At 39.4% G+C, this 26,110-nt stretch carries 17 protein-coding genes; 6 read left to right on the top strand and 11 right to left on the bottom strand.

Annotated elements, in window-relative coordinates:
* Positions 1–54: 54 nt before the first annotated feature.
* A complete protein-coding gene (locus tag ACYVM0_RS11700) occupies positions 55–534 on the top strand; it encodes a TlpA family protein disulfide reductase (protein ID WP_460557218.1) in 480 nt (159 codons plus the stop codon).
* On the opposite strand, the gene ACYVM0_RS11695 is transcribed toward ACYVM0_RS11700, so the two are convergent.
* From ACYVM0_RS11695 to ACYVM0_RS11680, 4 genes are all read right to left on the bottom strand, one after another.
* Positions 535–1,329 (bottom strand): transporter, encoded by a 795-nt coding sequence (locus tag ACYVM0_RS11695; RefSeq protein ID WP_460557216.1) that lies wholly within the window; start codon positions 1,327–1,329, stop codon positions 535–537.
* A 98-nt stretch (positions 1,330–1,427) separates the two neighbouring features.
* Positions 1,428–2,420, bottom strand: coding sequence for a hypothetical protein (locus ACYVM0_RS11690; RefSeq protein ID WP_460557214.1), 993 nt, complete (start codon positions 2,418–2,420; stop codon positions 1,428–1,430).
* Positions 2,421–2,484: 64 nt separating this feature from the next.
* Positions 2,485–3,675 carry a hypothetical protein gene (locus ACYVM0_RS11685; protein ID WP_460557212.1) on the bottom strand — a complete coding sequence of 397 codons (1,191 nt, stop codon included), beginning with the start codon at positions 3,673–3,675 and terminating at the stop codon, positions 2,485–2,487.
* Positions 3,676–3,807: 132 nt separating this feature from the next.
* Positions 3,808–4,653, bottom strand: coding sequence for a type 1 glutamine amidotransferase (locus ACYVM0_RS11680; RefSeq protein WP_460557210.1), 846 nt, complete (start codon positions 4,651–4,653; stop codon positions 3,808–3,810).
* Positions 4,654–4,856: 203 nt separating this feature from the next.
* Here ACYVM0_RS11680 and ACYVM0_RS11675 point away from each other — a divergent pair, with 203 nt between their 5' ends.
* Entirely contained in the window at positions 4,857–6,437 is a 1,581-nt protein-coding gene (locus tag ACYVM0_RS11675; RefSeq protein ID WP_460557208.1) for a peptide ligase PGM1-related protein, read from the top strand.
* A 145-nt stretch (positions 6,438–6,582) separates the two neighbouring features.
* Positions 6,583–7,173, top strand: coding sequence for a hypothetical protein (locus ACYVM0_RS11670; protein WP_460557206.1), 591 nt, complete (start codon positions 6,583–6,585; stop codon positions 7,171–7,173).
* A gap of 41 nt (positions 7,174–7,214) precedes the next feature.
* Here ACYVM0_RS11670 and ACYVM0_RS11665 read toward each other — a convergent pair whose 3' ends face one another.
* Positions 7,215–9,734: a T9SS type B sorting domain-containing protein gene (locus ACYVM0_RS11665; protein WP_460557204.1), complete on the bottom strand. Its 2,520-nt coding sequence runs from the start codon at positions 9,732–9,734 to the stop codon at positions 7,215–7,217.
* Between the two features lie 63 nt (positions 9,735–9,797).
* Positions 9,798–11,717 carry a glucosamine-6-phosphate deaminase gene (gene nagB, locus ACYVM0_RS11660; protein WP_460557202.1) on the bottom strand — a complete coding sequence of 640 codons (1,920 nt, stop codon included), beginning with the start codon at positions 11,715–11,717 and terminating at the stop codon, positions 9,798–9,800.
* A 279-nt stretch (positions 11,718–11,996) separates the two neighbouring features.
* On the opposite strand from nagB, the gene ACYVM0_RS11655 reads away from it, so the two are divergent.
* A complete protein-coding gene (locus ACYVM0_RS11655; protein ID WP_460557201.1) occupies positions 11,997–13,583 on the top strand; it encodes a peptide chain release factor 3 in 1,587 nt (528 codons plus the stop codon).
* Positions 13,584–13,666: 83 nt separating this feature from the next.
* Here the strand turns inward: ACYVM0_RS11655 and ACYVM0_RS11650 are convergent, their stop codons facing one another.
* From ACYVM0_RS11650 to purB, 3 genes are all read right to left on the bottom strand, one after another.
* Positions 13,667–19,180 carry a PKD domain-containing protein gene (locus ACYVM0_RS11650; RefSeq protein ID WP_460557199.1) on the bottom strand — a complete coding sequence of 1,838 codons (5,514 nt, stop codon included), beginning with the start codon at positions 19,178–19,180 and terminating at the stop codon, positions 13,667–13,669.
* A 175-nt stretch (positions 19,181–19,355) separates the two neighbouring features.
* Positions 19,356–20,531 carry a LamG domain-containing protein gene (locus ACYVM0_RS11645; RefSeq protein WP_460557197.1) on the bottom strand — a complete coding sequence of 392 codons (1,176 nt, stop codon included), beginning with the start codon at positions 20,529–20,531 and terminating at the stop codon, positions 19,356–19,358.
* Positions 20,532–20,565: 34 nt separating this feature from the next.
* Positions 20,566–21,900: an adenylosuccinate lyase gene (purB, locus tag ACYVM0_RS11640; protein WP_460557195.1), complete on the bottom strand. Its 1,335-nt coding sequence runs from the start codon at positions 21,898–21,900 to the stop codon at positions 20,566–20,568.
* 35 nt (positions 21,901–21,935) lie between these two features.
* Here purB and ACYVM0_RS11635 point away from each other — a divergent pair, with 35 nt between their 5' ends.
* Entirely contained in the window at positions 21,936–22,673 is a 738-nt protein-coding gene (locus ACYVM0_RS11635; RefSeq protein WP_460557193.1) for a menaquinone biosynthetic enzyme MqnA/MqnD family protein, read from the top strand.
* On the opposite strand, the gene ACYVM0_RS11630 is transcribed toward ACYVM0_RS11635, so the two are convergent.
* On the bottom strand, positions 22,660–24,162 hold the full coding sequence (locus ACYVM0_RS11630) for a lipopolysaccharide biosynthesis protein (protein WP_460557191.1): 1,503 nt from the start codon (positions 24,160–24,162) through the stop codon (positions 22,660–22,662). The two genes, ACYVM0_RS11635 and ACYVM0_RS11630, sit on opposite strands and share 14 nt — an antisense overlap.
* Positions 24,159–25,292 carry a glycosyltransferase family 9 protein gene (locus tag ACYVM0_RS11625; protein ID WP_460557189.1) on the bottom strand — a complete coding sequence of 378 codons (1,134 nt, stop codon included), beginning with the start codon at positions 25,290–25,292 and terminating at the stop codon, positions 24,159–24,161. Before ACYVM0_RS11625 ends, ACYVM0_RS11630 begins: the two co-directional genes overlap by 4 nt.
* A gap of 83 nt (positions 25,293–25,375) precedes the next feature.
* Here ACYVM0_RS11625 and ACYVM0_RS11620 point away from each other — a divergent pair, with 83 nt between their 5' ends.
* Positions 25,376–26,095 (top strand): class I SAM-dependent methyltransferase, encoded by a 720-nt coding sequence (locus ACYVM0_RS11620; protein ID WP_460557187.1) that lies wholly within the window; start codon positions 25,376–25,378, stop codon positions 26,093–26,095.
* Positions 26,096–26,110 lie beyond the last annotated feature (15 nt).

The following is a 26,110-nucleotide window of genomic DNA, read 5'->3' as shown; positions in this document are numbered from 1 at the left end:
GAAAAAGTTTTTGCAATTCATATTATCTTTATTCAGGAAAAAAAACTGTTGTAAATGAAAAAAGTACTTTTTGTAATGCTAATTGCAATAGCGGCTGTAGGTGCAAAAGCACAGATCAAAATTGGTGCACCTGTGCCGGAGATCAGTTTGCCCAATGTAAAAGATAGTATGGTAAATTTATCTTCCTTTAAAGGTAAAGTGGTGCTGATCGATTTCTGGGCCAGCTGGTGCGGCCCCTGCCGGCAGGCTAACCCGGGCGTGGTAAAGTTGTACAATAAATATAAGGATAAGGGCTTTGAAGTTTTTGGGGTTTCGTTAGATAATAAAAAGAACGACTGGATAAAAGCCATTAAGCACGATAAGATAAAATACACCCAGGTAAATGATACGGGTGGCTGGAACAGTAAAGTAGCTGCCACATATGGGGTAGAGCAAATTCCCACTAATTTTTTATTGGATAAAAACGGCAATGTGGTTGCCATTGATGCAGAAGGAAAAAAACTGGATAAGCTGGTAAGCGAATTGGTACAGTAGTTATTGGCTACCGGTTTTAAACCGGAACGAAGTACCAACAGCAAAATAATAATCCGGGGCTTTTTTATTTAATCCAAATCCTGCGGATGCATCTATCTTAAAATTGTCAGTTACATAATAAGCAATCCCCCCGTCAATACTGTTTTCGGGTTTTTCATTTTTCCGGATAAAGCCAAATGCTTCAACATAAGCATACCATTTTTCGCTAAGGTTAAAGCCCGGTGCAAAAGTGTAGGAATATGCACCAGGTTCCCCAAAACGGTCCCATTCCATACCGAGATTATAACCTAATGCTATTTTTTCTGAAATAGTGTGTTGCATGGTAAACCTGAAATTAAAACCATCCTTCGTATCCTTGTATATGGTTCTTAACCCGCCAAAATTGTAGTGCGCTATTAACGAGGTTTTGGGCCTTAATCCCTTTTCATTAAAGAAGTTCAATTTAGCGCCAAATTGCACATTATCAATGCCGGTTTTAGTTTCAATAACACTGCTGTTTTGAGTAGATTTATAGGTAACAAAGTCAGTGATCAGCCTTAATTCCAAACGTTTGCTTACGCCATATTTTGATAACAGGGAAGGATGCTGGAAAAGTATGTCTTTTACTTTGTAAAAACGGTCATCCGGGCCCTTGTCAACTTCTTTTAAAAAACCAGATTCAAATTGCACCCATTTTTTAGGTACGGTAAAAGCACTTTCTGTCTGGTCGGGCCTGTCGGTATCAATTTTTTCCACCTGCGCAGTGGTTGTAATTGCAGTTAGTAACAGGCATGCCTGTAAAATTATTTTAATCATTTTTAAAAATAAATTTAGTCTTGTCTAAAAATTTAAACAAAAATAGGAATTTATCCAGATACCAGTAATTTTTTTAATAATTAAAAAGCAGGGGTATGTTATTTTGCTGCGGCAGTGCCAATTACCAGATGTTCCAGGTTATTTTCGTTAAAGTAAGTTTTGCATACGCCTTCAGCAGCACGCAATATCTGCGGTAGTTTGGGTTGTTTACTGCCCAGTAACAGGTAAGCTTTTTTGTAAGCATCAGCATCACTTATTTTACCGGTTTGCTGCAAGGCTTCTTTAACGGCAATAATACCCAGGCCACTGTCTTTTAATTTACCCAGTTCGGCAATGATCCAGCTAAGGGCATAAAAATAATCCTGGTGGAGTAATAAAAAATATTTACAATCGCCTGAGTCGGGCATTTTGTTATAAGGAGAAGTAGTAATTGCTTTGGTAAGGTATTTGGTTAAATGCCTGGGCGATGTTTTTGATTTACTTAACTGGATACATCCTCTGCAGGCCTGGGGATAAATACTCAGCCACCTTAGTTTACGCCTTAGTTCATGTACATCTGCTTCTACATTATCAAAATGTAGTTTGTCCTTGCTTATAAATTCCACAATCTCGTAAATAGCAGTGCCATAAAATTTATTGATGGCCTCTACCTCGTCCTCTTCGTTCAGCCAATCAGCTTCTGATAATTTTTTTTGGATCTTTTTAATTCTTGTGGCACCTGCCCCCAACCATCCTTCTTCGGTAAGCAATTCATTCAGGCTTTGTATTTTTTCTCTTGTTTGCGCCTGCAAATAATTTACAATGCTAACAGGGATATTTTTGTTGGCAGAAAATGATTTTGCAAAGGCATCGTAATAATCAATAGCACCCAATACATCTTCCAGCAATTTAAAATGTTCTTTTAATTTGCTGAACTTTTTTTTGTTGTGCAAACCAATATACATTTTTGCCAGGCCTTCCAGCATGAACAGCGGTGTACGGGCATTATTCTGGTATAACCATAGCGCAGGATTTTTTTGCCTGGAAGCTTTAGTTAATAAAGTTTGCAATTGTGCTATAAAGAATTCAAATCTTGCGATACCATTTTTCATACCTGTATTTTTTATTGAAAACTGATCATTGAATGTTGAGCATTGAACCTTTGTTTTCTACCACTTATCTTTCAAAAAAAGCCACTGCTCCACCCACCCATTCCTTATCCTTATTGTACCTGGTGCCAATCATCTTTCCTTTGCTTAGTCTTGAAAGGTTGTGCACTGCCTTTGGCCTTGCCCAGCCATCTTTCCAAAAATAAAATAATCGTATCTCTGCTTTGGCAGGAACGTCGGGTGTTTCAATTACATCAGCATATTTTACTTTGCGCTGCAATATCCAGTTTTCGGGATCTTTTACTTCATCAATATCTTTTTGCGTAACATCAATTACTACACCCATACCTGCAAAAGAAAATAAAGGCTTTAAAACATAGTTTTCCAAATCGGCAGGCACCTGTTTCAACTCATTTAAAAAATAAGTTTCAGGCACATGCGGATTATGAATAAAAGGCAATGTAAATTTACTTATCCTGTAAAACCAATTGGGATGGGGCACCCATTCCACATCATAATCTTTAGTGAGGTCAATTACTTCACCAAGCCCTTCCTGCTTTTGCAGGTCATCAAATATTAAGCGGTTGTAAATTCGTTTTACCTCTGTTTTTACACCATTGTTATCATAAAAAAGTTTATTGCCTTCGGCCATTAACCTGGTAAGGCAAACCGTTTTTATACCCAGTACATCTTCGGTACAATAAAAATCAATTCTTGTTTTTTGCTGGTCAGGATAAATTTCCAGCAGTATCACATTTTCCGGGGCAAGGTCACCTACCACAATTTCTTTAAGCAATTGTAAATAGGAGGCTTTATCATATCCATTTAGATATGGAGAAAAGTTAGCAGGAACGTTGGCATAAGCAGCCGTGATTTCGCTATGAAAAGCCTGGAAGGCAAACAGGGTAGGGAAGCCCTGCATTTCAATCAGCTGGGGTTCCAGTTGGCCGCTATCGTTCTGGCAAATACCAAAATCAAAAGCTATAAAATGAGAATGGCTTTTTTGATTGGGTATTTTTACATCATCCGGTATGCCTCTTTCTGTAAGCGCAATAAATTTTTCATCAACGATCACATCAATAATATCTTCACAGGCATCCAGCATTTTTTTTGTAAAATCTTTGGGAATAAAAATGGGTGTTTCCGCATTCCTGAAATCCAATGCACCGGGATGCAGATTTTCAATTTGTTGTATGTAAGCTTCGTATTTTTCTTTGGTAAAATTGCTGTTGAACTGCTGTCTTAATGCTTTTATCATTATACAAGTAATTTGAAGATGAACAGGTTAATAAAAGTAAAGAATAAAATTCATTTGAAGGGCTATAAACAAATAAGTCAGGTTTTAAAAACCTGACTTATTTGCTGTAAGGGCTTGTAACCCCTTGGAAGCTTATATTTCTACCGGCTGCATACTTTCTACAGCTAAGTATAAAAAATTAGGAAGTATATGAGCGTAGGTCCACATGATTTTATCAGGGTCGTTTAAATGCTCTATCATCGACTCCCATTTTTGTTGCCCGTAATTTTCGATCACCGTTTTTTTCTTATCTTCTGTTTGCAGGTGCATGCTCATACCTACAGCGTCAGCTTCGGGGTGAAACTGTGTGCCGATCATATTATCATTAAAACGCACTGCCATGATCGCTCTTTCCAATGGTACATGCGGCCTTTCTTTTTCGATGGCTAAAATACTGGCCCCCATCTGGTGCAGCTTGTTATGATTGGGTTCTATCACCTGGTAATCCCTGCTGTCTACAGAGTAAAAAGGATTTCTTAAGCCGGAAAAAACCGTTTCTTCATTGCCGGTTGGCAACAGGTGTACGGGGAATACTCCAAATGCGGTGCTTTTTCTTTTGCAAACCGTAGCAATTTTTAAATAGCGGCAAACCAGCTGGTAGGAGTGACAAATGAAAAATACTTTCTTCTTTTGCACATTGGCTTCATTAGCATTCCATCCCATCACATTATTCAGCCAGTTAAAATATACTTTCTCCCAGTCGCTGCCTTCACTTTCCAAAGGACTGCCGGGGCCACCACTTGAAATATAGATGTCGTAGTTTAAATCAGGTATTTGTTGTTGCAGGCGTACTTCAAATTCATCCCACTCCAGGTCCAGGTTATTGGCATCACCAAATTGATTCAGGATTTCACGTATACAACGCATGCCCTGGTTGGGCTTGCCTTCATTCATGTCTAAAATTGCAACACGTACAGCCTTTTTATCGGTCCAATTCATATGCAAAGGTAACAATTTTTTAAAAGTGAGGATTTGGATCGGCTCCTTTAATTTACTAACGCCATGTGAATTAAAAGATTGCCCGTACAGGGATAAAAAATATCTAATATAAAATAATGATATAAGTACACATTTGTAATGATAACGCTCAGTGTTTTGTGCTTATTTTTTTACCATCTTGTAGTGATATTAATACCAGACATATGCTCAATCATCAACAGCAACAGCAGCCTGAGCAATTGTTATTTAATTATTGCACTACGTGCCAGCCTGCACCGGGTTCGGCAGAAGAACTACAGCAATTTGAAAAAATACAGAAAGGATTTTCTAATCAATTTGAATTGTTTTTTCCTGATAACCTGGCATCAAAAACCATTGTGGTTATTCCCAGTCTTACATTAGATCAACAGGTACTTACAAGAATTACCGGGGCTTTATACTACGAAGAAAGGTTGCTGTGTTTATTGATGTTATTACGCATGCCCCGTGCACACGTGGTATATGTAAGCAGTATGCCCATTGATCCTGTAATTATTGATTATTACCTGCATTTGCTGCCCGGTATAACCGGCTATCATGCCAGGGAAAGATTAACGCTGCTGAGCTGTTATGATGCATCTAAAATTTCACTCACGGAAAAAATACTGAAAAGGCCAAGATTGGTAGACCGTATCAAAAAAAGTATTCCTCATGGCCATGTAGCCCATATTGCCTGCTTTAATACCACAGGCCTGGAAAGAACTTTAGCTGTGCAATTGGGGATACCTATTTATGGTTGCGATCCCTCTGTATTGTATTGGGGTACAAAAAGCGGCAGCAGAAGGGCTTTTTTAAAAGCAGGTGTATCAATGCCACCGGGGGCAGAAGAATTAAAAACTTACGATGATATTGTACATGCAGTGGCCGCACTAAAAGATATGCATCCGCAAATAAAAAAAGCGGTGATCAAATTAAATGATGGCTTTTCAGGAGATGGCAATGCTATAATAAAATATCCTGATCACGTTGATAAAAAAGAACTGTTTGAATGGATACATCATAACCTGTATAAAAAAATTGTGCCCGTTGCAGCGCATATTTCTGTGCAGGACTACCTGGAAAAGTTTTACAGTATGGGAGGTATTGTGGAAGCTTTTATAGAGGGTACTGTTAAACGATCCCCTTCTGTACAATGCCGGATAAACCCTTTGGGTGAAGTGGATATCATTTCCACACACGAACAGGTATTGAGTGGTGAAGATGAGCAGGTTTTTGTGGGGGCACATTTTCCTGCAGATGAATGCTACAGAACAGCGGTGGGGAGGTTGGGAAAATTAATTGCCGGAGGGTTAAAAAAAGATGGCGTGCTGGGAAGGTTCAGTATTGATTTTATTTCTGTAAAAGAAAATGAGGTATGGAAACATTACGCCATTGAGATCAACCTGCGTAAGGGCGGTACCACCCATCCGTTTTTAATGTTACAGTTTTTAACCAATGGCCATTATGACGAAGCTACAGGCTTATTTGAAACAGCCAATAAGCAGCCCCGCTACTATTTTGCATCTGATAATGTACAGCATGATGCTTATAAAGGCCTCACACCACAGGACCTGATTGATATTGCCATGTTTCATGGATTGCATTTTGATGGTGCAGCACAAACCGGTGTAATGTTTCATATGATCGGCGCTTTATCGCAATACGGCAAGATGGGGATTGTATGTATCGGCGCATCTCCGGAGGAAGCCATTGAGTTTTATAAAAAGACCATTGCAGTACTGGATGCTGAAACTGCAATAAAATAATTTTCCCTGTTTTAAACTGCAATAGCAAAGTAATCCACAGGTGTGGAAAGATAAAGTGCTGTTAAAGCCTGCTCATTTGCAATACCGGAATACTACAACATGATTTTTTTTCGTTCAACAATTTTTTAACGTAAACCAAATAACTATGAGAGCAAAGGCCATTACCCTTATTATTTTTTGTATTTGTTGCTGTGGCGCAAAAGCACAGCTTTTATTTAAGCCCAACACAGCAGTGCAACAGGCGTTGAAAGGCGTACTTAACGATTTTCCTAACAGGCTGCAAAACATTACCGGTACATTAATACAGGAAAATGTGGAAAGCAGTGATTACAGCAGTACAATAAATTTTCCCGGCTCAGAAAATTGTACTATCACACAATACCGGTCGCAAAAGAATAAAAACCGCAGCTGGAAGGCCGTGTTACCCGAGGTGGATAATTTTGCTGCTGCAAAAAAACAATACCGGGAGCTTTTTTTGCAGGTAAAAAATATGTCGTTGCATTTACCCGGCAATTCAAAAGCCATTACTACAAAAGCCATCTATGATGAACCGAAAGAAGAGAAAAAATTTGCCGGCAGTATTTTTCGTATTGGCAATGATGATGAATTGTATAAAGATGTAAAAATTGAAGTGGCACTGCAGTACATGATTACCGGCTGGCAGGTAAGTGTATATGTATATGATAAAAAAGAGGACGATGAGATACGGCCTGATACAGATGCTGAACCCAAATAATAAACCGGGGCTTGTAGTTGTACAAGCCCCGGTTTATTTTATTATCGTACCAGTATCACAGTGCCTTTCATTTCCACCACTTTGCCGTATTTGTCCATTCCTTTTATCAGCCACACATACGTGCCGGCTGCAGCTTGTTTGCCTTTGTAAGTACCATCCCATCCTTTAAGCCATTGGTTGCTTTGAAAAACCATTTCGCCCAGGCGGTTGTATACATTAAAATAATCGGTGAAAGCAATACCAACCGGTATGGGCCTGAATACGTCATTCATACCATCGCCATTGGGTGAAAAGGCATTGGGGATGTAGTAAGTTGGGCCTTTATACACTTTTATTAAAATGTCATCAGTATTCGTACAGCCGATATCGTCAGTAACTGTTACTGTAAAATAAGTGTCATTGTATAAGGTAGCTAATGGCTTTTGTGCAAAAGCATTATTTAAAGGTGTGGAAGGCGACCATAAATAATATTTTCCGCCGCTGCCTGATAATTGGTGCGGTATGCCATAGATAGCGTTAGTATCGTTACCTGCAAATGCAGGAACAGGTGGCCGCATGATGATCAGTACATCATCCGTTACAGAAAAATTACAACCGTAGGTATCGGTTACCGTTAGTGTGTATAGTTGTGTGGTATCAGGCCTTGCAATAGCGTTGGCTGAGTTGGAGGGCGTAACTGTAGCAGCCGGTGCCCAGGCATAATTTACAGCGCCAGATAAGTTGGTTGCCTTGCCATTTAAAAAGGCCGGGGTTTTATTACAAATGCTGCTGTCTTTGCCGGCAAAGGCAACAGGCTTATGTAAAATTTTTATCCGGATATCATCGGTACGGTTGCAAACTCCCCAGGTTGCATCCAGTATATAATGAGTGGTGTCAACAGGTGTGGCAACAGGATTTTTAATATTCGCAGCACTTAAACCGGTTGCAGGCGTCCATTTAAAAATATCCGTTCCTGCATTTGTTTGTGGCGCCAATGTTACAGATTGGCCAACACAAATAGTGGTATCGTTGCCCAGTGTTAAAAACATCTGGTCGTTTAAAATTACCGTTGCAGTGGAATTAGCGATGCAGCCGTTGGCATCTTTAATTTTGATGTTATTGTAGTTGCCGGGGCCGGTAGTAAAAATATTGCTGCCCTGGTAAGTAAGGCCGTTATCAATTGAATAAGTATAGGCCGGAGTGCCACCAGCGGTAACAATGGAAATAGTGCCGTCATTTCCTGCGCAGGTAGCATCAAGCGTATTGGAAACTGCACTCAATACTGCAGGCGCTGTAATTGTTGCAGTAGCAGAGCCGCCGCATAATGAACCAATTACTCGGGCCTGTATGGAGTAACTGCCGGCCGGCTTGTTAAATACATTGGAGTTTTGCCAGGTTACGCCACCATCGGCAGAGTATTCTAAATTAGCCGCAGCAGGTGTAACAGTAATTGTGCCATTTCCACCATTACAGGCAGCATTGGTAACGACAGGGGTTATCGGGTTGAGCGTTTTATAAACGATCATCGTATCAGAGCCTTCAGTTTCAGCAGCAGGGTTATCGCATTTTTTGTAAAAGGCTTTTATCACATAACTCATGCTATCTTCCGTTTGGCAGATATTATTGAAAGTAGCTTCTAATTCTCCCTTGCCAAGATCAACAATATCGGCAGGCAGTACAGTGGAAAGAAGAACATTGTTCCGGTATAATTCCACACGGCTCAGCAACGATGTTGCACCATTGGGTACATACCGGTAGCCTTCATTATTTGCGGTCCATACGGTGCCATTTTTCCCCGGCAATGTCACCGCTTCATTCTGTCCCCAGTTTTGCAATCCTGCTATAGACAACCCTCCCTGGTAAGCAGTACACGCAGGTTTGGCTTCATAAAATACATCAATCAAACCTGTACCTTCATACAGTACTGCCTGCATGGTACAATAATTTTTCATGCAGGTTCCGGTGCCGGGCACTTCTCCATGATAATTGTCCACATGATAATAGGAAATAACCAGTTTCCTGCAGGGCGCATTGCCCTCCAGCCGCCATTCAATTTTTCTTTCCCTGGGAGACATCTGGTCTCTCGGGTCCATATCATAGTAAGCTAAAAATATACTTGCTTTTGGAGCATAATATACACCGATATTATTGGGCGTGCCACCGTTGAAAAATATTTTGTCGCCAGGGTCCAATACATAAGATTCGTCAAGGCCTGCATTGGTTTCTACATCAAAAGTAAACACACCGTTAGAACCCACGCTTATCTTGTTGTAGGTTTGGCCATAAAAGCAAAATGTAAAGGGCAGGTCAATAATATCCGAAAATTTATCATCCTGGTACAATAAAGTTAATTCATTGCCTAAAGGAGAAGTATATGGAAACGGCGCATAATTTATTGGAACAACACTATAATCTTCGGTAGTTTTTACATTGGGTATTCTTGCTTTTAAATTAAGGCAGGGCTGTAAACAAGAGATGGTGGTATCATTACCGGCATTTACATTAAAGCAGGATTGCGCTGTTATTTTCTCTACAGAAAATAAAAAAACGATCAATAAAAATGCCGGTAAAATTTTTCTCATTGCGTTAGTTAATGTTATCAGCAAGCAATGAAGTTAAAAAAAATCCGTCAGAAAAATAACAGCTTAATAATGCCACCTCACAAATGCTTCCATAGCAGCATATTGTGTTAAACCAAGTCTTGCATACAGCGACGCAGTATTGGCATTGCGCTCTTCGGCACGTTGCCAGAACTCCCTGTCGTCGCTGCCCTGGAAAGGCACACTGTCTTTTTGTGATTGATGAATAAAAATACCATGCCGTTTTTTTACCACCTGGTCGGGGCTCATGGGTATGGCCATTTCTATTTCGGTAATATCCCATTCCTGCCATGCACCTTTGTACAGCCACAACCAGCAATCATTGATCCATTGTTCGCTGCTTTGCGCTTTTAATCTTTTCAGTGCTTCAATCACTACATCAAAACAAACTTTGTGCGTACCATGCGGATCGGCAAAATCACCGGCACAATATACCTGGTGGGGTTTTATTTCTTTCAACAGGTCCATTGTTATCTGTACATCAGCTTCACCCATCGGATTTTTTTCAATGGTACCCGTTTCATAAAAAGGTAAATTCTGAAAATGGATCTGCGCCTCTTTTAAGCCAACATATTTACAGGTGGCTTTGGCTTCACATCTTCTTATTAAACCTTTAATAGCACGTATTTCTTCTGTATCTTTTTCGCTGCTCTTTTTTGTTTTTAAAAATGCCGTAGCATCATCTAAAATTTTTTTGCTTTTGGTTTCATCAATGTCAAACATATTTTCAAAACCAACAGCAAAGTCGATAAACCGGGTAACAAATTCGTCGGTTACGGCAATATTGCCACTGGTTTGATACGCCACATGTACTTCATGCCCCTGGTCGTGCAGGCGCATAAAAGTGCCTCCCATGCTGATGATATCATCATCGGGATGCGGAGAGAATAAAATGATTTTTTTAGGAAAAGGTGTGCTGCGTTCAGGATGTTTGATATTGGCTGCATTTTCTTTTCCGCCAGGCCAGCCGGTGATAGAATCACGAAGCATATAAAATACTTCCAGGTTGGTTTCGTAGGCATTGCCTTTTTCGGTGAGCAGATCATTTAAACCATTATCGTTGTAATCTTCGTTGGTTAAACTTAAAACCGGTTTTTTTATTTTTAATGCCAGGTTGGTAACTGCACGGCGTACCATGGTTGGTGTCCATTCACATTCACCGGTAAGCCAGGGACTTTTAAATCTTGTGAGTTCGCTTGCAGCAGCTTCGTCAATGATAAAAGTGCAATCATCATGATTTTGTAAAAGCGATGCCGGTATATCTTCTGTATCATCCAGCTCTACTGATTTTTGTATTACCGGGGCTTTTGTCTGGCCCCAGGCCATCAAGATAATTTTTTTACTTTTTAAGATGGTACTAATGCCCATGGTGATAGCCATACGCGGCACTTCGCTCATATTGCCAAATTCGTAGGCATTGGCCATACGGGTACTATGATCTAATGTAACCAATCTTGTTTTGCTGTAAATGCCGCTGCCCGGCTCATTAAAACCAATATGCCCGTTAATACCAATGCCAAGTATCTGCAGGTCAAGCCCGCCGGCATCTTCAATTTGTTTTTCATAATTCAGGCAATGCTCTTTCACTTTATCTTTTGGTACCAGGCCATCGGGCAGGTGATAATTATCGGGATTGATATCAGTATGTTCAAATAAATTTTTCCGCATAAAGTAGTGATAGCTTTGCAGCGCATCTTTCTCCATGGGATAATACTGATCCAGGTTGAATGTAATTACATTTTTAAAACTCAGCCCTTCTTCCTGGTGCATACGCACCAGGTGGGCATACAATGTTTTAGGGGAAGAGCCGGTTGCCAGGCCAATCACACATTTTTTGCCTTCACTCTCTTTTTGCTTTATTAGTGCCGCAATTTGTTGTGCTACAAAGGCAGAACCGTCGTTGGAGTTTGAGAATATTTTTACCGGAATTTTTTCTAAGGAATCTGTCAGGTCTATTTTGTTCATAGCTCGTTATAATGTGATGCTGTAAAACTACTGCATTATTTTTTTATAAAGCAACCCGGCAATGCCAATTAAGTCAATAATTTAAGCTGTAAAATTCGTGGCATTTAGCGCAATCTCTGTGCAAACGAGTGCTTCTTTTTGCCCGGACTACGAAATTTACCATATTTATTTAAGCATAACACAGCCATTTAAGCAAGCTGGTTTTTGTTTTTCAAACCTTACCTTTGCGGCTTAGAAAAAAAAGATTTCGGCGACATTTGCGAAATCTGCGGTTCAATCATGAAGTATATCAACGAGATCAACAAACGTAAAACATTCGCAATTATATCGCATCCCGATGCCGGTAAAACCACGCTGACCGAAAAATTCCTCTTGTTTGGCGGTGCCATTCAAACAGCAGGGGCTGTAAAAAGCAATAAGATTAAAAAACATGCTACCAGCGATTTTATGGAAATTGAAAGGCAGCGTGGTATCAGTGTGGCTACCAGCGTAATGACTTTTGAATACAACGGGCACCTGATCAATTTACTGGATACACCGGGCCATAAAGATTTTGCGGAAGACACGTATCGTACTTTAACTGCCGTGGATAGTGTGGTGCTGGTAATTGATAGTGTGAACGGGGTAGAAGCACAAACCCGTAGATTGATGGAAGTAATTGCCATGCGCAATACACCGGTGATCGTTTTTATCAATAAAATGGACCGTGATGGTAAAAACCGGTTTGACCTGTTGGAAGAAATTGAAAAAGAACTGAAGATCAATTTGCATCCCATGACAGTGCCGATCAACAGCGGTAAAGATTTTAAGGGGGTGTACGACCTGCATGAAAAAAGCCTGGTATTGTTTACCGCAGGTACTAAGGCCAATGACGAAGACGTGGTGGAGATCAAAGATCTGAATGATAAAATTCTTGATGCAAAAATAGGAGAGAAGGATGCCAACACGTTACGGGAAGATGTGGAATTGATTGATGGTGTGTATGGGGAATTAAATGATGACGATTACTTAACCGGTAAAACGGCGCCGGTATTTTTTGGCAGTGCGGTTAATAATTTTGGTGTAAAGGAAATGCTGGATACTTTTATCCGAATTGCACCAACACCAAGGCCAAGGCATACCACTACAAGAGATATTAAACCGGAAGAAGATAAATTCAGTGGATTTATTTTTAAGATACATGCCAACCTTGATCCCAAGCACCGGGATAGGATTGCATTTTTAAGAGTATGCAGCGGCAGGTTTGAGCGCAACACTTACTACCACCATGTAAGGATGGACAGGGATTTCAGGTTTAATAATCCTTACAGTTTCCTGGCACGTCAGAAAGAAGTAATTGAAGATGCTTATCCGGGTGATGTGGTGGGCCTTTTTGATACCGGCAATTTTAAAATTGGCGATACCATGACGGAAGGAGAGAATTTTTATTTTACCGGTATACCAAGTTTTTCTCCGGAAATATTTAAAGAAGTGGTGAATAAGGACCCGATGAAGACGAAACAATTAGAAAAGGGTTTGATACAATTAACGGATGAAGGTGTGGCACAATTATTTACCCAGTTTGGCGGTAATAAAAAGATCATTGGTTGTGTGGGAGAACTGCAGTTTGAAGTTATTCAATATCGTTTATTGCAGGAATATGGAGCATCGGTACAGATGAATAGCCTGCCTTTTTATAAAGCCTGCTGGCTAACCAGCAAAGACCCTAAAAAGTTAGAAGATTTTATCCGATACAAGCAAGCCAACATTGCCGCCGATAAGGACGGGCATATTGTTTACCTGGCACAAAGCGAATGGTTCTTAAATACCGAAAGGCAAAATAACCCGGATATAGAATTTCACTTTACAAGTGAGATACATAAATAAGATATACTTAAAGTTAAAAAAGAGGCCGTAATATAAATATTTAGGCCTCTTCCGAATTAAAGTAAATCTATAATTGCGTTGAGCTATCTTATCAACAGTACATTTCCTTTCCGCTCTACTGTGCCACAAGCAGTTTTTGCTTTTATGTAATACACGTAATTGCCTGGTAATGGTTTATCACTTTTATACAAGCCATTCCAGCATTGATAGGGGTCGGTGGTATAAAATACTCTTTCGCCATAACGGTTGTAGATAGAGAATTCCATTTGTTCAACAATGCCCCAGTATTTTATACCAAAGCAATCATTCTTTCCATCGCCATTAGGGGTAAATGTATTCGGCATCAGGTAAAGGCTTTGTCCTATTTTAGTTACAGCCACAGTTAAAGTATCTGAATCATAACATCCGAATGCGTTACTTCCTTTAACCACATATTGGGTAGTAGTAACAGGGCGGGCAACGGGATTGGCTATACTGCTATTGTTGAGGCCGGTAGTGGGGGTCCAGGTGTATTGTGCCGCACCTGTAGCTGATAAATTAGAAAATTCAATAGAACAATCTATATCATTAGACTTGCTTGCCGTTACCAGCGGTACCGGGTTTACTGTTACAAGAGTAAATAATGTCTTTGAGACATTACATACACTTTCAGTAATGGTTACACTATAATTAGTTGTTGTGCCGGCAATTGCAGCCGGGTTGGCAATAGCGGCATTACTTACAAGAGCTGCGGGGCTCCATAAATAAATATTTCCACCAGATGCATTCAGTTGTGCAGGTGTACCATTGCAGGTAGATTGGGCCGGCGAAACTGTAAATACAGGATCAGCTTTTATGGTAACTTTTACAGAATCCCTATTACTGCAGGTATTTACATTATTATTAATAACGGTTACATAATATTGGGTAACGGCTGCTGTTGGTGTTGCAATGGGGTTAGCAATATTGGGATTGTTTAATGTTGCAGCCGGCGTCCATACATAACTGGTGCCACCGGTAGCCAGTAATTGCACAGAAGTATTTTTGCAAATGCTGGTATCATTCGATTTTGTAATAACCGGTTTAGGTTGAATTGTAATAGCTACCGATGCCTGCGCCGAACAGCCATTAACAGTGGTGCCGGTAACAGTATATGTGGTATTGGTTGCAGGTGTTGCCAACGGGTTGGCAATAGTGGCGTTGGATAAACCTGTTGCAGGCGTCCACACATAAGTGGCTCCGCCTGTGGCATTCAACTGTGTGGCAACTCCCGCACATACTGTTGCTGTGCCGGATGCTGCAATCTTTGGGGTGTCAACTGTGATCTTTACACTATCCCGTTTAATGGAAACTGAATTGAATGAAATATCGTCTAATGCAAAATCGTTACCATCAGCATCATACGTAAAATCTTCAAGAGAAAGATCAACAGTAGTATTATTACCCGAGTTCCAATTAAGTTTTTGCTGCACCCACTGGCATGCTACTGGTGGGGCATTTAATGTAGGGCCGAACTGAACCCCATTGATATAAAATTTAAATACAGCAAAATTTGCTAAGGAAACAGATTGAATCCATGCCGAAAATTGATAAGAAGTATTGGGCGTTACATTAAAACTGCTTTTCCATAATTTTTTTCCGGAAACGGTCGCCCCATTTGCCACCAGCATATTACCTGTTCCATTTGTATGGTCAAGGCATGGGCTTGCTCCGGCATTCCATGTCTGTGCATTTGTAGTAACGCCATAAACAGCATTAGCGACTGAGTTAGAAGTTTGATAGCTGTAATCCGAAGTAAAGCCAGTATTTCCAGAACTAAAATCACCGTTTGGTACCAGGTTATTACCTAAAATTTCGGCAGTGTAATAGTATGTAATATTTGCGGGTGTAGAAGTTGTTGGATTGGTTAAAGCAGGGTTGTTAAGATAAGTGGCGGGTGACCAGCAAAAATCATTTGCATATTGCGCCCTTAATAATTTAGTTGAGCCAAAACAAATGGTGGTATCGGGGGTAAGAACAATATCTGCCTGGGTAACATTGATAGCAATCACTTTGCTTACCGTGTCGTTGCAGGCATTGTTCACTGAAAACCTAACCAGGTAATTTCCGGTAGCAGTGTAGGTATGCGTTGGCGTTAGTGTTCCTGTGCTTGTGCCCAGGTCGCCAAAAGACCAGTATGGGTTAATAAGTGCAGCCCCTGCACCGGTGAATTGTACAGATAAAGGATTGCAAACATCCTGCTTGTATGAAAAATCGAAAGCAGATGTACCTGCAACTACTACTGATCTTAATATACTGTCTTTACAGCCATTGTTATCTGTTATGGTCAGCCTTACGGTATATGTTCCTGCGCTGCTGTAAGTGTGCGAAGTATTTTGTGTAGTGGCAGTATTTCCATCACCAAAATTCCATAGCCACGACACTACAGGTGAAGAATTAACATAACCAAAGCCAAAGAAATTAAAGCTGTTGCAGGAGTTGTTGGCAAAGCTAAATCTAACGGAATCAATATTCACTTTAAAGGGAACCGCATCAACAGGAACCTGCAGGTTGAATACGTTTATTCCCGGAGCTCCGGCTGTGGTACCCCAGTTGATGTTGCCGCCATTTGTCAATACACCACCGATGCCACCGGTGTTTACGGGGTTTACATTGGAGAGTATTGCTGCGCCGGGCATCCATAATACACCACCGCCGGCACCACCTCCGGGGCCAATGGTACCACCTGCAATGGGGCCGGTCATGTCGGCACCTTTGCCACCCTTTTCTTCAACAATAGTACTGTTTAAAACCTGGGTTACATTCAGCAAAACTGTTCCTCCTGCACCACCGCCACCCATTCCATCATGACAAGTAATACCAGCGCCTTGAGTACAAATATTGGCGCTATCTCCGCTGGCAATTATTTTAAACCCATTATTTTTTATTTTTTGTGCATTGATCATAATAATGCCGCCGCCATTTCCTCCCGCCGGTACAGTACCGGGATTATTGGCGTGGCCACTACCGCCGCCGCCGCCCATAAAAATTTTATTTGCAGTATTGTTATATGTTAAAGCCCTGCCACCAATGCCCCTGTTATCAAAAGGATCGTTGCCGCATTCCTTTAATTGATAACCTCCAAAACCGCCGGCACCTCCATTGGCACCACCACCACCACCACCATTATGATCCAGGCCGGCACCGCCGGCAGATGCCAATGCTCCTTTTCCCCCGGTAATATTATTGCTGATAGAGGTAATACTCTCTCCCTTATTGCCGGAATATATACTTCCTAACGGGTATACATATTCGTTTTGAAAACAGTTTGACGTGCTGCCCAGGTTATTATTAAAACCTGCACCACCCCTGAAGCCTTTTCCTTTTACATCTATATCAGCATTTAACGTAACACTATCTGCGGCATTTAAAACCAATACGCCACCGGTACTGCCATTCCATGGAGGGCAGGTGAGGGTAGAGGCAATAGTAGCATTCTGGTAATAAGGCACCCTTATCAATTGCACTTTGCCATTGGGCAGATCATAATTCCTGGTAACAACATTTTTTAATTCAATGGTATTACCTGTTTTTGACTTTACGTAATTGAATTCATAATTACCCGAGTTTTTATAATCGGTTATTGTGCCAAAAGCAGCAGTGTTGGTACTGTCAATAACAGCTCCTTTCATTTGAATTACCAAAACTGTATCGCCGGGGTTAAAAGCTGTGGCATCGCCAACCGTTAAAATATTTTTGCAGGGATCAAAAGCAAGCACAGGGGTGTAATCATTAATGATGTTACCAATGCCGCTGCAACCGGTGGGAGATACTGTAATTACAACCGTGTCTTTGCCAATACAACCCAGAGCTGTTGTACCTGTAACAATATATTGTGTGGTTACAGATGGGTTGGCTATTGGGTTGGCTATATTAGGATTAGATAATCCGGTTGCAGGTGTCCAGCTATAAGTTACAGCTCCTGTTGTATTCAACTGTATTGAATTACTCAAGCAGGTAGTGGTATTATTGTTGGTTACAACTGAAGGAAAATCAACTGTAACTAAAATGGAATCTTTTACAATACCACAGGTCGCATCAGTGATAGTTGCCTTGTAATACCCGAGGTCATTTATGGAGTTAATGAATTTTTTAGGATTGGCTGCCGTACTTGTAAATCCATTAGGCCCTGTCCATTGAATAATTGTATTGGTAATTGAATCGGCATGCAGCCGTAAAGTATCAGGTGCACAAAATAGTGTTTTATTGGCAGTGATGTTTGCTTTAAAGATGTTGTAATCTGAGAAGTAACCAAAGCGGCAACCACCGGCAGTTGTTCCATGTATTACTCCCATTTGAAATCTTTTATCAGTATTGGTAACTGAAAAATTTGCACCACCAGGGGTAGTGGCAAGGGAAATACTTTTACTTGCAAAGTAATATGCTCCTGCTGTGCCTGGAACTACCGAAAAATCTGATCCTGAAATAATGCCTGTTAAGCCATTGTATTTAAAAGAATTTTGTCCACCTGCCGGTACCAGTAGATTGAGAAAAAGAGGGTCAGGTGTAGACCTGGTGACACTTAAGTTTGCGGAGCCGGTACATTCAATTGCGGGTAAAACATCAAGCCCAGCTTCACAACCGAATCCGCTTAAATGAAGTACATAAACAGGGTTTGAAGTTTCAATATAAGCAACAGGGTTATTCATGGTAAGCATATAGCTATTACCACTATTTAGTGTAGCCGTTACAATACCATCTATTGTTACTTGTGTATTATTTGATACTGCCATGATAAAAACTTTATCATATGGGGCATTTAAATATCCTCTAATGGGAATATATTTTGTACCTAATAATGTGATAGGAATAATCTGGTCGCCGCCAAGATCAGAGCAGGTACCATAAGAACTATTTGACATCAGGTCGTCCTTGATAGTAACAGCAATTTTTTTTGAAGCTGTAACAATAGAGCCTCCTAAATGCTCAGCAGCCAGTTCACTTGCTGCAGTAGAAGAAAATGTTTGTCCTTTATTTAACGTTATTGTGAATAAGTTTCCAGCGGTATGACCCACAATATTCTTAGTTGGTGTTATTGAAATAGTTGTGTTGTCCTCTGTTGCAATGATGTCAAAAGCGGATCTTGGCGCAGGAGAATAATTTTGACTATTATAAAAAATATTTTGTGATGGGATAAAGAAATTTGTACCTAACGCATTAGCTCCTTTTAAGGTAAAAATCTCCGGATTGCAAAAACCGCAACCGGCGCTACTGACTTCATAATAAGCCGTTATTTTACTTGAAGATTTTATTAAAATACCTGTATTTAAAACCTGGTTGGCAGGTTTTGTTTCTAATAAGTCTATCCATGTTGTAAGGTCAATTAGAGCTGTAGAATTTGCCGCTACGGTTTGTGTAATTGGAGAAAAGCTGGTATTCGCAGGTAAACTTATAGTAACAGTACTGGCACTATTACCGGTAGTAATATGCAATTCTACTGGCCTGTCTAAGCCGGTTAATGTACCACCATTTGATGCAACCTCTGGTGCAGCAAACCAAAATGTTGTATCTGATTGAGCAAAAAGAGCATTCGACAAAAAAAGCCCGCAAATTGCGACGTATAATTTTAATGTTTTCATGTGTGCAGTTTAGAGTAGGCGGTAGTTATATTTTTTAGGGTTAAAGGCTTCTGCAGCCAGTTTTGCTATAGTAAATATATGTATTTTTATTAGATATAACTGCTCTGGCGGCAGAATTAGCTAGGTATTTAAAAAAGAATCGGGCATCAGATAACTGACGAGATGGTTTCTGAAGTTATTCCTTTAACCTGAACGCCACCACACCATTACTATCCTTTGTACTGCTGATATTTAATTCATAACGTTTTTTACCATCGTAAATTACCATCAGTGCCGTATTGGGAGGAATGCTGCCCAAATTCTCTGCATACATCACTAATTCATTGCTGTTATTACCAGCTTCAACTTTAAGTGTAAATGCAATAGGCTTATCGGATAATCTTTGGTGTGTTGTAATTACCTTGTTATTGTAGATCAAGGTAACACTGTCGCCATCAATGTCTCCATTATCATACAATGTTACAGTAACCGAATCATGTTCTACAGCAATCTGTTTTACCAATTCGTTATTTCTTTTTTCTAAAGGAGTTTCTTTGGGTGTTGACGGAGCAATTGTTTTAATGGTATCTGCCAAAGGAACTTTTACCGGTTCAGTAACCTTACCGGTATCTTTTTTCTTTTCTTCTTTACACAATGCAGCTATCTCGTTTAGGTTAAGTGCACGGTCGTAAATTCTTACGTCATCAATATCTGCGTTTAACCAAAACGGGAATACAGGATCGTTTGTTTTTCCAAGCAACAGGTCGTCGTTATTAGTAAAACTCTCTTTAAATTTTATTGCATATTTTAATTCGCAATCCACATACAATTTAGCTGTAGTGCCGTCGTTGGTATATACCAACGAATACCATTGATTTTTCTTAATGTATGGTGTATAGGGTATTTGCGATGTACCGGTTCCCCGGAAATTTAAATGAACCGAATCTGTAAGCGGATCGCCACTGCAACCTTTGCTGCCTGTAAATAAAGCATCATCAAAACGAAGTGCATAATTACCCGGGTAATAATCTGCTGTACCTTTTAGTATGATAGAACTGGCATGGCAGATATCGTAATAAAAACCTGTTGGCCTTACCCAAACAGCTAAGGTTACCTGGTTGCCAAAATTCAGTGAAGGATTATTCGGAACTTGTATGTAAGTATTTATTCCATTAAAATGATAAGCGCTGTTGGCATTGCCTGCCCTGTCGCTGGTTAATGTGGCATTATTAAAAACAGGATTATTATTATTGCCACTTGCATCATTTGCGTTGCCATTAAAAGGATAATAGGCTTTAAGGCCTTTGGTAATATTTACCTGGGCAATGCCTGTGTTACATAATAGCAGTAAAACAAAAAATAAGTTCTTCATAAATTATAATAACAGGTATGCCCCATGTAAAGTACTAAACACCGGTATAATTACCCGGAGTGATCGCCTTTAATTCTTTCTTTAATGCAGCAGAAATTTTTAAACCACTGATGAACTGGTGTATTGCTTTTTTATCAATAGCCGTCTTACCTCTTGTAAGATCTTTCAAGGCTTCGTAAGGATTAGGATAGTTTTCCCTGCGTAAAATAGTTTGAATGGCTTCTGCAACAACAGCCCAGTTATTTTCCAGGTCCTCCTTTAATTTATTTTCATTGAGAACTAATTTACCCAAACCTTTTTCTATTGATTTTACAGATAAAATAGTATGCGCAATAGGGGTTCCTATATTTCTTAATACCGTGCTGTCTGTTAAATCTCTTTGTAAACGGGAAATAGGCAGTTTAGCTGAAAGATGCTCCAGCAAAGCATTGGCTATACCTAAATTACCTTCCGCATTTTCAAAATCAATCGGGTTTACTTTATGCGGCATAGCACTGCTGCCAATTTCGCCTTTTACTGTTTTTTGTTTAAAATAATCAATGCTGATATAATTCCATATATCCCTGCAAAAATCAATAAGTATAGTGTTGATCCTTTTTATCGCATCAAAATGAGCTGCCAATACATCGTAATGTTCAATTTGCGTGGTGTATTGCTGGCGTTGCAGGCCTAATTTACTTTCCACAAAATCGTTGGCAAATTTTACCCAGTTGTATTTAGGATATGCCACATGATGGGCATTGAAATTTCCGGTGGCGCCACCAAATTTGGCAGTAAAAGGAATGTAGCTGAACAATTGTATCTGGTTCTCCAGGCGTTCTACATATACCATCAGCTCTTTACCCAGGCGTGTGGGTGATGCCGGTTGCCCGTGTGTACGTGCCAGCATGGAAACGTTTTTGTACGCTACTGCTAATTTGCCAATAGCGGCCTGCAGATTGATTACTGCCGGCAGGTATTCCTGCTCAATACTATCTTTCCAGAGCAGCGGAATAGAAGTGTTGTTGATATCCTGTGAGGTTAACCCAAAATGCACCCATTCTTTTAAATCAGCTGCACCCAGTTTATCCAGTTTTGCCTTTAAAAAATATTCCACTGCTTTTACATCATGATTGGTGATGGCTTCTGTTTTTTTGATTTCAGCCGCATCTTCTAAGGAAAAACCGGACACTACCTCGAGTAATTTTTTTTTTAACTTTGCATCCACTTTTAAAAACTTCTTTTCAGCCAAAAACAAAAAATATTCCACTTCTACCAACACACGGTATTTGATCAGGGCGTATTCGCTGAAATATTCATCTAAATGCTGCAGTTGCTTACGATAGCGGCCATCAATTGGAGAGATGGCAGTTAATTGGTTTAAATCCATGACGTTGCTGTAAATTTGCAGCAAAAATACAGGAATTGACACAGAAGATTAAAGTTGGGGCAGTAAGTTATTTAAATACAAAGCCCCTTATCTACGGATTTGAAAACGGAATGATGCAGGATGAAACGGAACTGGTATTTGATTTTCCCGCCAATATTGCACAGAAATTACTCCACAACGAAATAGATATAGGATTGGTTCCTGTGGCGGTTTTGCCACTGATGAAGGAATATTACATTGTTGCTGACTATGGTATTGGTTGTGATGGTGAAGTGGCGAGTGTTTGCCTGTTTAGCGATGTGCCGCTTGCTGAAATAAAAACAGTTTTGCTGGACTATCAAAGCCGTACCTCGGTAGCATTATTAAAAATACTGCTGAAAGAACATTGGAAAATAGCACCCGGACTGGTAGCGGCAGAAAAAGGCTTTGAGCAAAATATTGGCGGCACAACAGCTGGTCTTGTTATTGGTGACAGGGCCTTTAAACAAATCCCTTTATCTAAGTATCATTTCGATCTTGGTCTTGCCTGGAAAGAAATGACCGGCCTGCCTTTTTTATTTGCGGCATGGGTGAGTAATAAACCAATGACAGCTGAATTCACTGCGGCATTTAATAAAGCCACCTCTTTTGGTTTAGCTTATGTTGATACTATAGTAAAGGCAGTAGCTTATAAAGAAGCAGACCTGGATGATTATTATAAAAACAAGATCAGTTTTTTGCTGGATGAAAAAAAGAGAACAGCGCTGGAATTATTTTTATCTAAGATTCGGTAGTTTTTATACCCAGTCTTTTTTTGATGCTGTTAACTACTGGTTCCATATCAGGTGTTAATTTTAAAAAATACACTGTAACCATAAACAAAAGAGAGAATAATGTAGACCTGATGATCATTGCAGGTAAGCCCGACAGCGTTTGCGATACAAAATACACCAGGCCATATATTGCCGCAGCAACTACTACACTTTTTAAAGAATTCATAGTAAAAGGTTGCATTTTAAATTTATAATAGATAAACCACAACCTGATTATATTGTATACCGTAAGGCTGATAAAGCTGGCCAGACCTGCACCTACCATATCATATTTTTGTGTGAGCCAGTAATTAAGTGGGATAGTTAAAAATAATAACACCACACCCGTAATAAATTCAAATTTCCAGAAGTTACTGGTGTGCAACATCTGGGCATTTACACCAGTGCCCATATCAATAATAAATTTCAGGCCTAAAATAAAAATTACGTACTTACCTGCAATAAAGGTCGGGTTTATTTTAAGAAAAATATAAGCATCATCAATATTAAGCCAGATGTTTAAAAAAATAAATAAGGATATAATTAAAAGGTTGATGGAACTGCGGCTGTAGATACGGGAAATTTCCTTTAAATTTTTTTCTTTCCATGCTGTGGCAATATGAGGGCTGGTAATTGCAACGATGCTTCTTTGAGGTACCGATATAATACTTGCAATATACATAGATAATGTAAAGATGCCTGATTTTTCCAGCCCCCCCTGGCGTGTAAGATTGATGCTGTCGAAATTTAAACCCAGGTAAAATATGATCCCTCCTGTATATACAAACAACATCATTTTTAAAATTTCTTTATAATGCGCTTTTGTAACAGAACTGATTTTAAAAGTAAAATTTAACGAGTTGTTTTTTATTAAAAATGCCGCCAGAAAAAGCATTAGCAGCGCATAGCTAAAAGCATAGGATTTAACCATTTCGTCAAAATTGATCACCTTAAAAATAAACAACACAATTAAAAAAGTTACAATCAGGCGGTGTACAGTCTCTCTTAAAAAACTTGGGGCTACTGCTTTTTTACTGATATAACTTTGCACTTCAAGAATATAGTAAACAGTATAAAAAAAAGTGTAGGGTAGTATCCAATAGTAATATTGTATCAGCAAAGATGAAGTGGCCTGGAATTTACGCACCACCAATGGTTGAAAAAAATAGGCGAGTAAGCAAAGAATAATAAATCCAACAAATGAGGACAGCAAAACAAAAGTAAAAAGATCATTTTGTTTTTTAGGCAACTCATCATAATAGGGGAAAAAACGACTCATCATTGCGGGAGCGCCTAGCGTGCATATAGAAAAGAATACCAGGTTGATATTGATAATGGCTTGTATCAAACCATATTCTTCTGGTTTAAAAAGACCTTGCCTCGTAAAAAAGTAAGTATTAAGGGCGCCAAATACAAAGCCCATATAAATTAATAAAGAAGAGAAGATGCTCTGGCGCCTGATATTACTCATTGGGTTGTTTGATTAAATAGTTGTATAGCCCTTATTAGCTGTTCGGCACTTACATCGTTATAATTGCCGGCTACAATTTCGTCGTTCTTATTGCGAAGTAATTGCTTTTCCACTTCATCGGGATAAATAGGATAAATATTTTTTTTCAGCTCGGCAGGATAAGGCGCAAAACGGCCATAATGAATACCATTGTACACTGCAAATGCAGGCACGTTGCAGGCTGCAGATAAATGTACAGAGCCTGTATCAATACTCACTGTAAAACGACAATTTTGAATCAATTCAATCACCTGTATCATGTTGGTCTTGCCGCAATAATCGGTTACATCACCGGTAAAATTATTGATGAAGTTTATGGCATGCGGTACATCAGCTTTTGATCCGCACAGGCAAATATGAAAGCCGGTTGTGTTGGTAATAAAATTGGCCACTGTAATAAATTTATCTGTTGACCATATTTTCTCCGGCTTACCCGATCCGGGGAAAATCAATACGTAAGGTTTGGGGGGAATTGAAAAATCCTGGTTGCCAATTGTTGGAATTTCCAATGAGGGAGCTTCAATATTTTTTCCTGTTAACTGCTGCAGGAATAACCGGTGCTTAAAAAAATCATGTAGTTTATCTGGAACAGCAATCAGTTGCGTATACAGTTTTTTATTCAACAACTTTTCAACCGGTAATGCATTGTCAGCATTGCCGGTATAGGCTATTTTTGTTGTAGCAATTGCAGCGCTAACTATGGCATCCTCATAGCGCCTGGTCCTGGAATATACCATATTGATGGCAATGCCTGCATTCAGCCTGTTGATCTGTTTAAGCAGTCTGTACCGGTACCACATCTTTCTTTTAAAATTTGCTTTATCTACCCAATAAGTAGTAATAATGGAAGGATGCTGGTCAAAATTGTCAAACAGGTTTTTCCACATCTGGTTGCCTACAAAAATTATTCTTTTATTGGTTCCGTAAGCGGCTGCAATAAGGGTAATATAATTTCTGAACAGGATATAATCGCCTAGTTCATCTGTTTTGATCAATAAAATAGTATCCTTATCTGTGGATTGGTTTCTAAGCTTTATTTTTGCCAGCAACAAAATCACCTCATAAATCATTAATTTAGCGGTATTCAACATGAGTGGAATGCGGAATTTTAGTAATAAGCAAAAATATGGTTATATTATTTTATAAAAGGCAAGTTAAATAAAGTTCAATTTTTATGCAGACAGATGACAAAATTAAAGAGTCCAAATATTTCTCGTCCAGAAATGTCGATGTAAGTTTCTATGAGACTTACAAAATTCCAAATTACCTGGCGAAAGTACTTCCTGCAGATAAGGAAGCTAATATACTGGATATCGGCTGTGGGTTAGGGCAATACCTCAATGAGGTTAATAAATTAGGGTATAAAAAAACGCTGGGTATCGACATTTCAGATGAATCTATAAAGGCATGTAAGGATAAAGGCATTAATGTATTGAAAATAGAAGACGTAATAAGTTTCTCAAAATCAATAACTGAAAAGTTTGATTTTATAACTATGAGTCACGTTTTAGAACACGTTGACAAAGATAAAATCATTGATACTTTAATAGCAATAAAAACCTCTTTATTAAAGCCGGGTGGAGCATTTGTTGTAATGATACCTAACGGGCAATCAAATACGGGTGGCTATTGGATGTATGAAGACTTTACTCATTCTACGCTATTTACTGCAGGAAGCATCATCTACGTGTTGAAATCTGCTGGGTTTGAAGAAATAGATTTTTTAAATCCCGATGGAACAGACGATATGTCTTTTATTAAGAAGTTCATTATTAAAACCCTGTTGAGATGGTATAAATTTAAAGAAGACTTCTGGAATACAGTTACTCAAAGTTCTTTTCATAAGCCAAGCCCAAGAATATATACTTTTGAACTTAAGGTTTTGGCCAGGTAAAACTTAAGAAACTAT

The organism is Ferruginibacter profundus (genome assembly GCF_054783275.1).
Note: the sequence above shows the minus strand (reverse complement) of the source record. Positions and strands in the feature narration are given on the sequence as shown.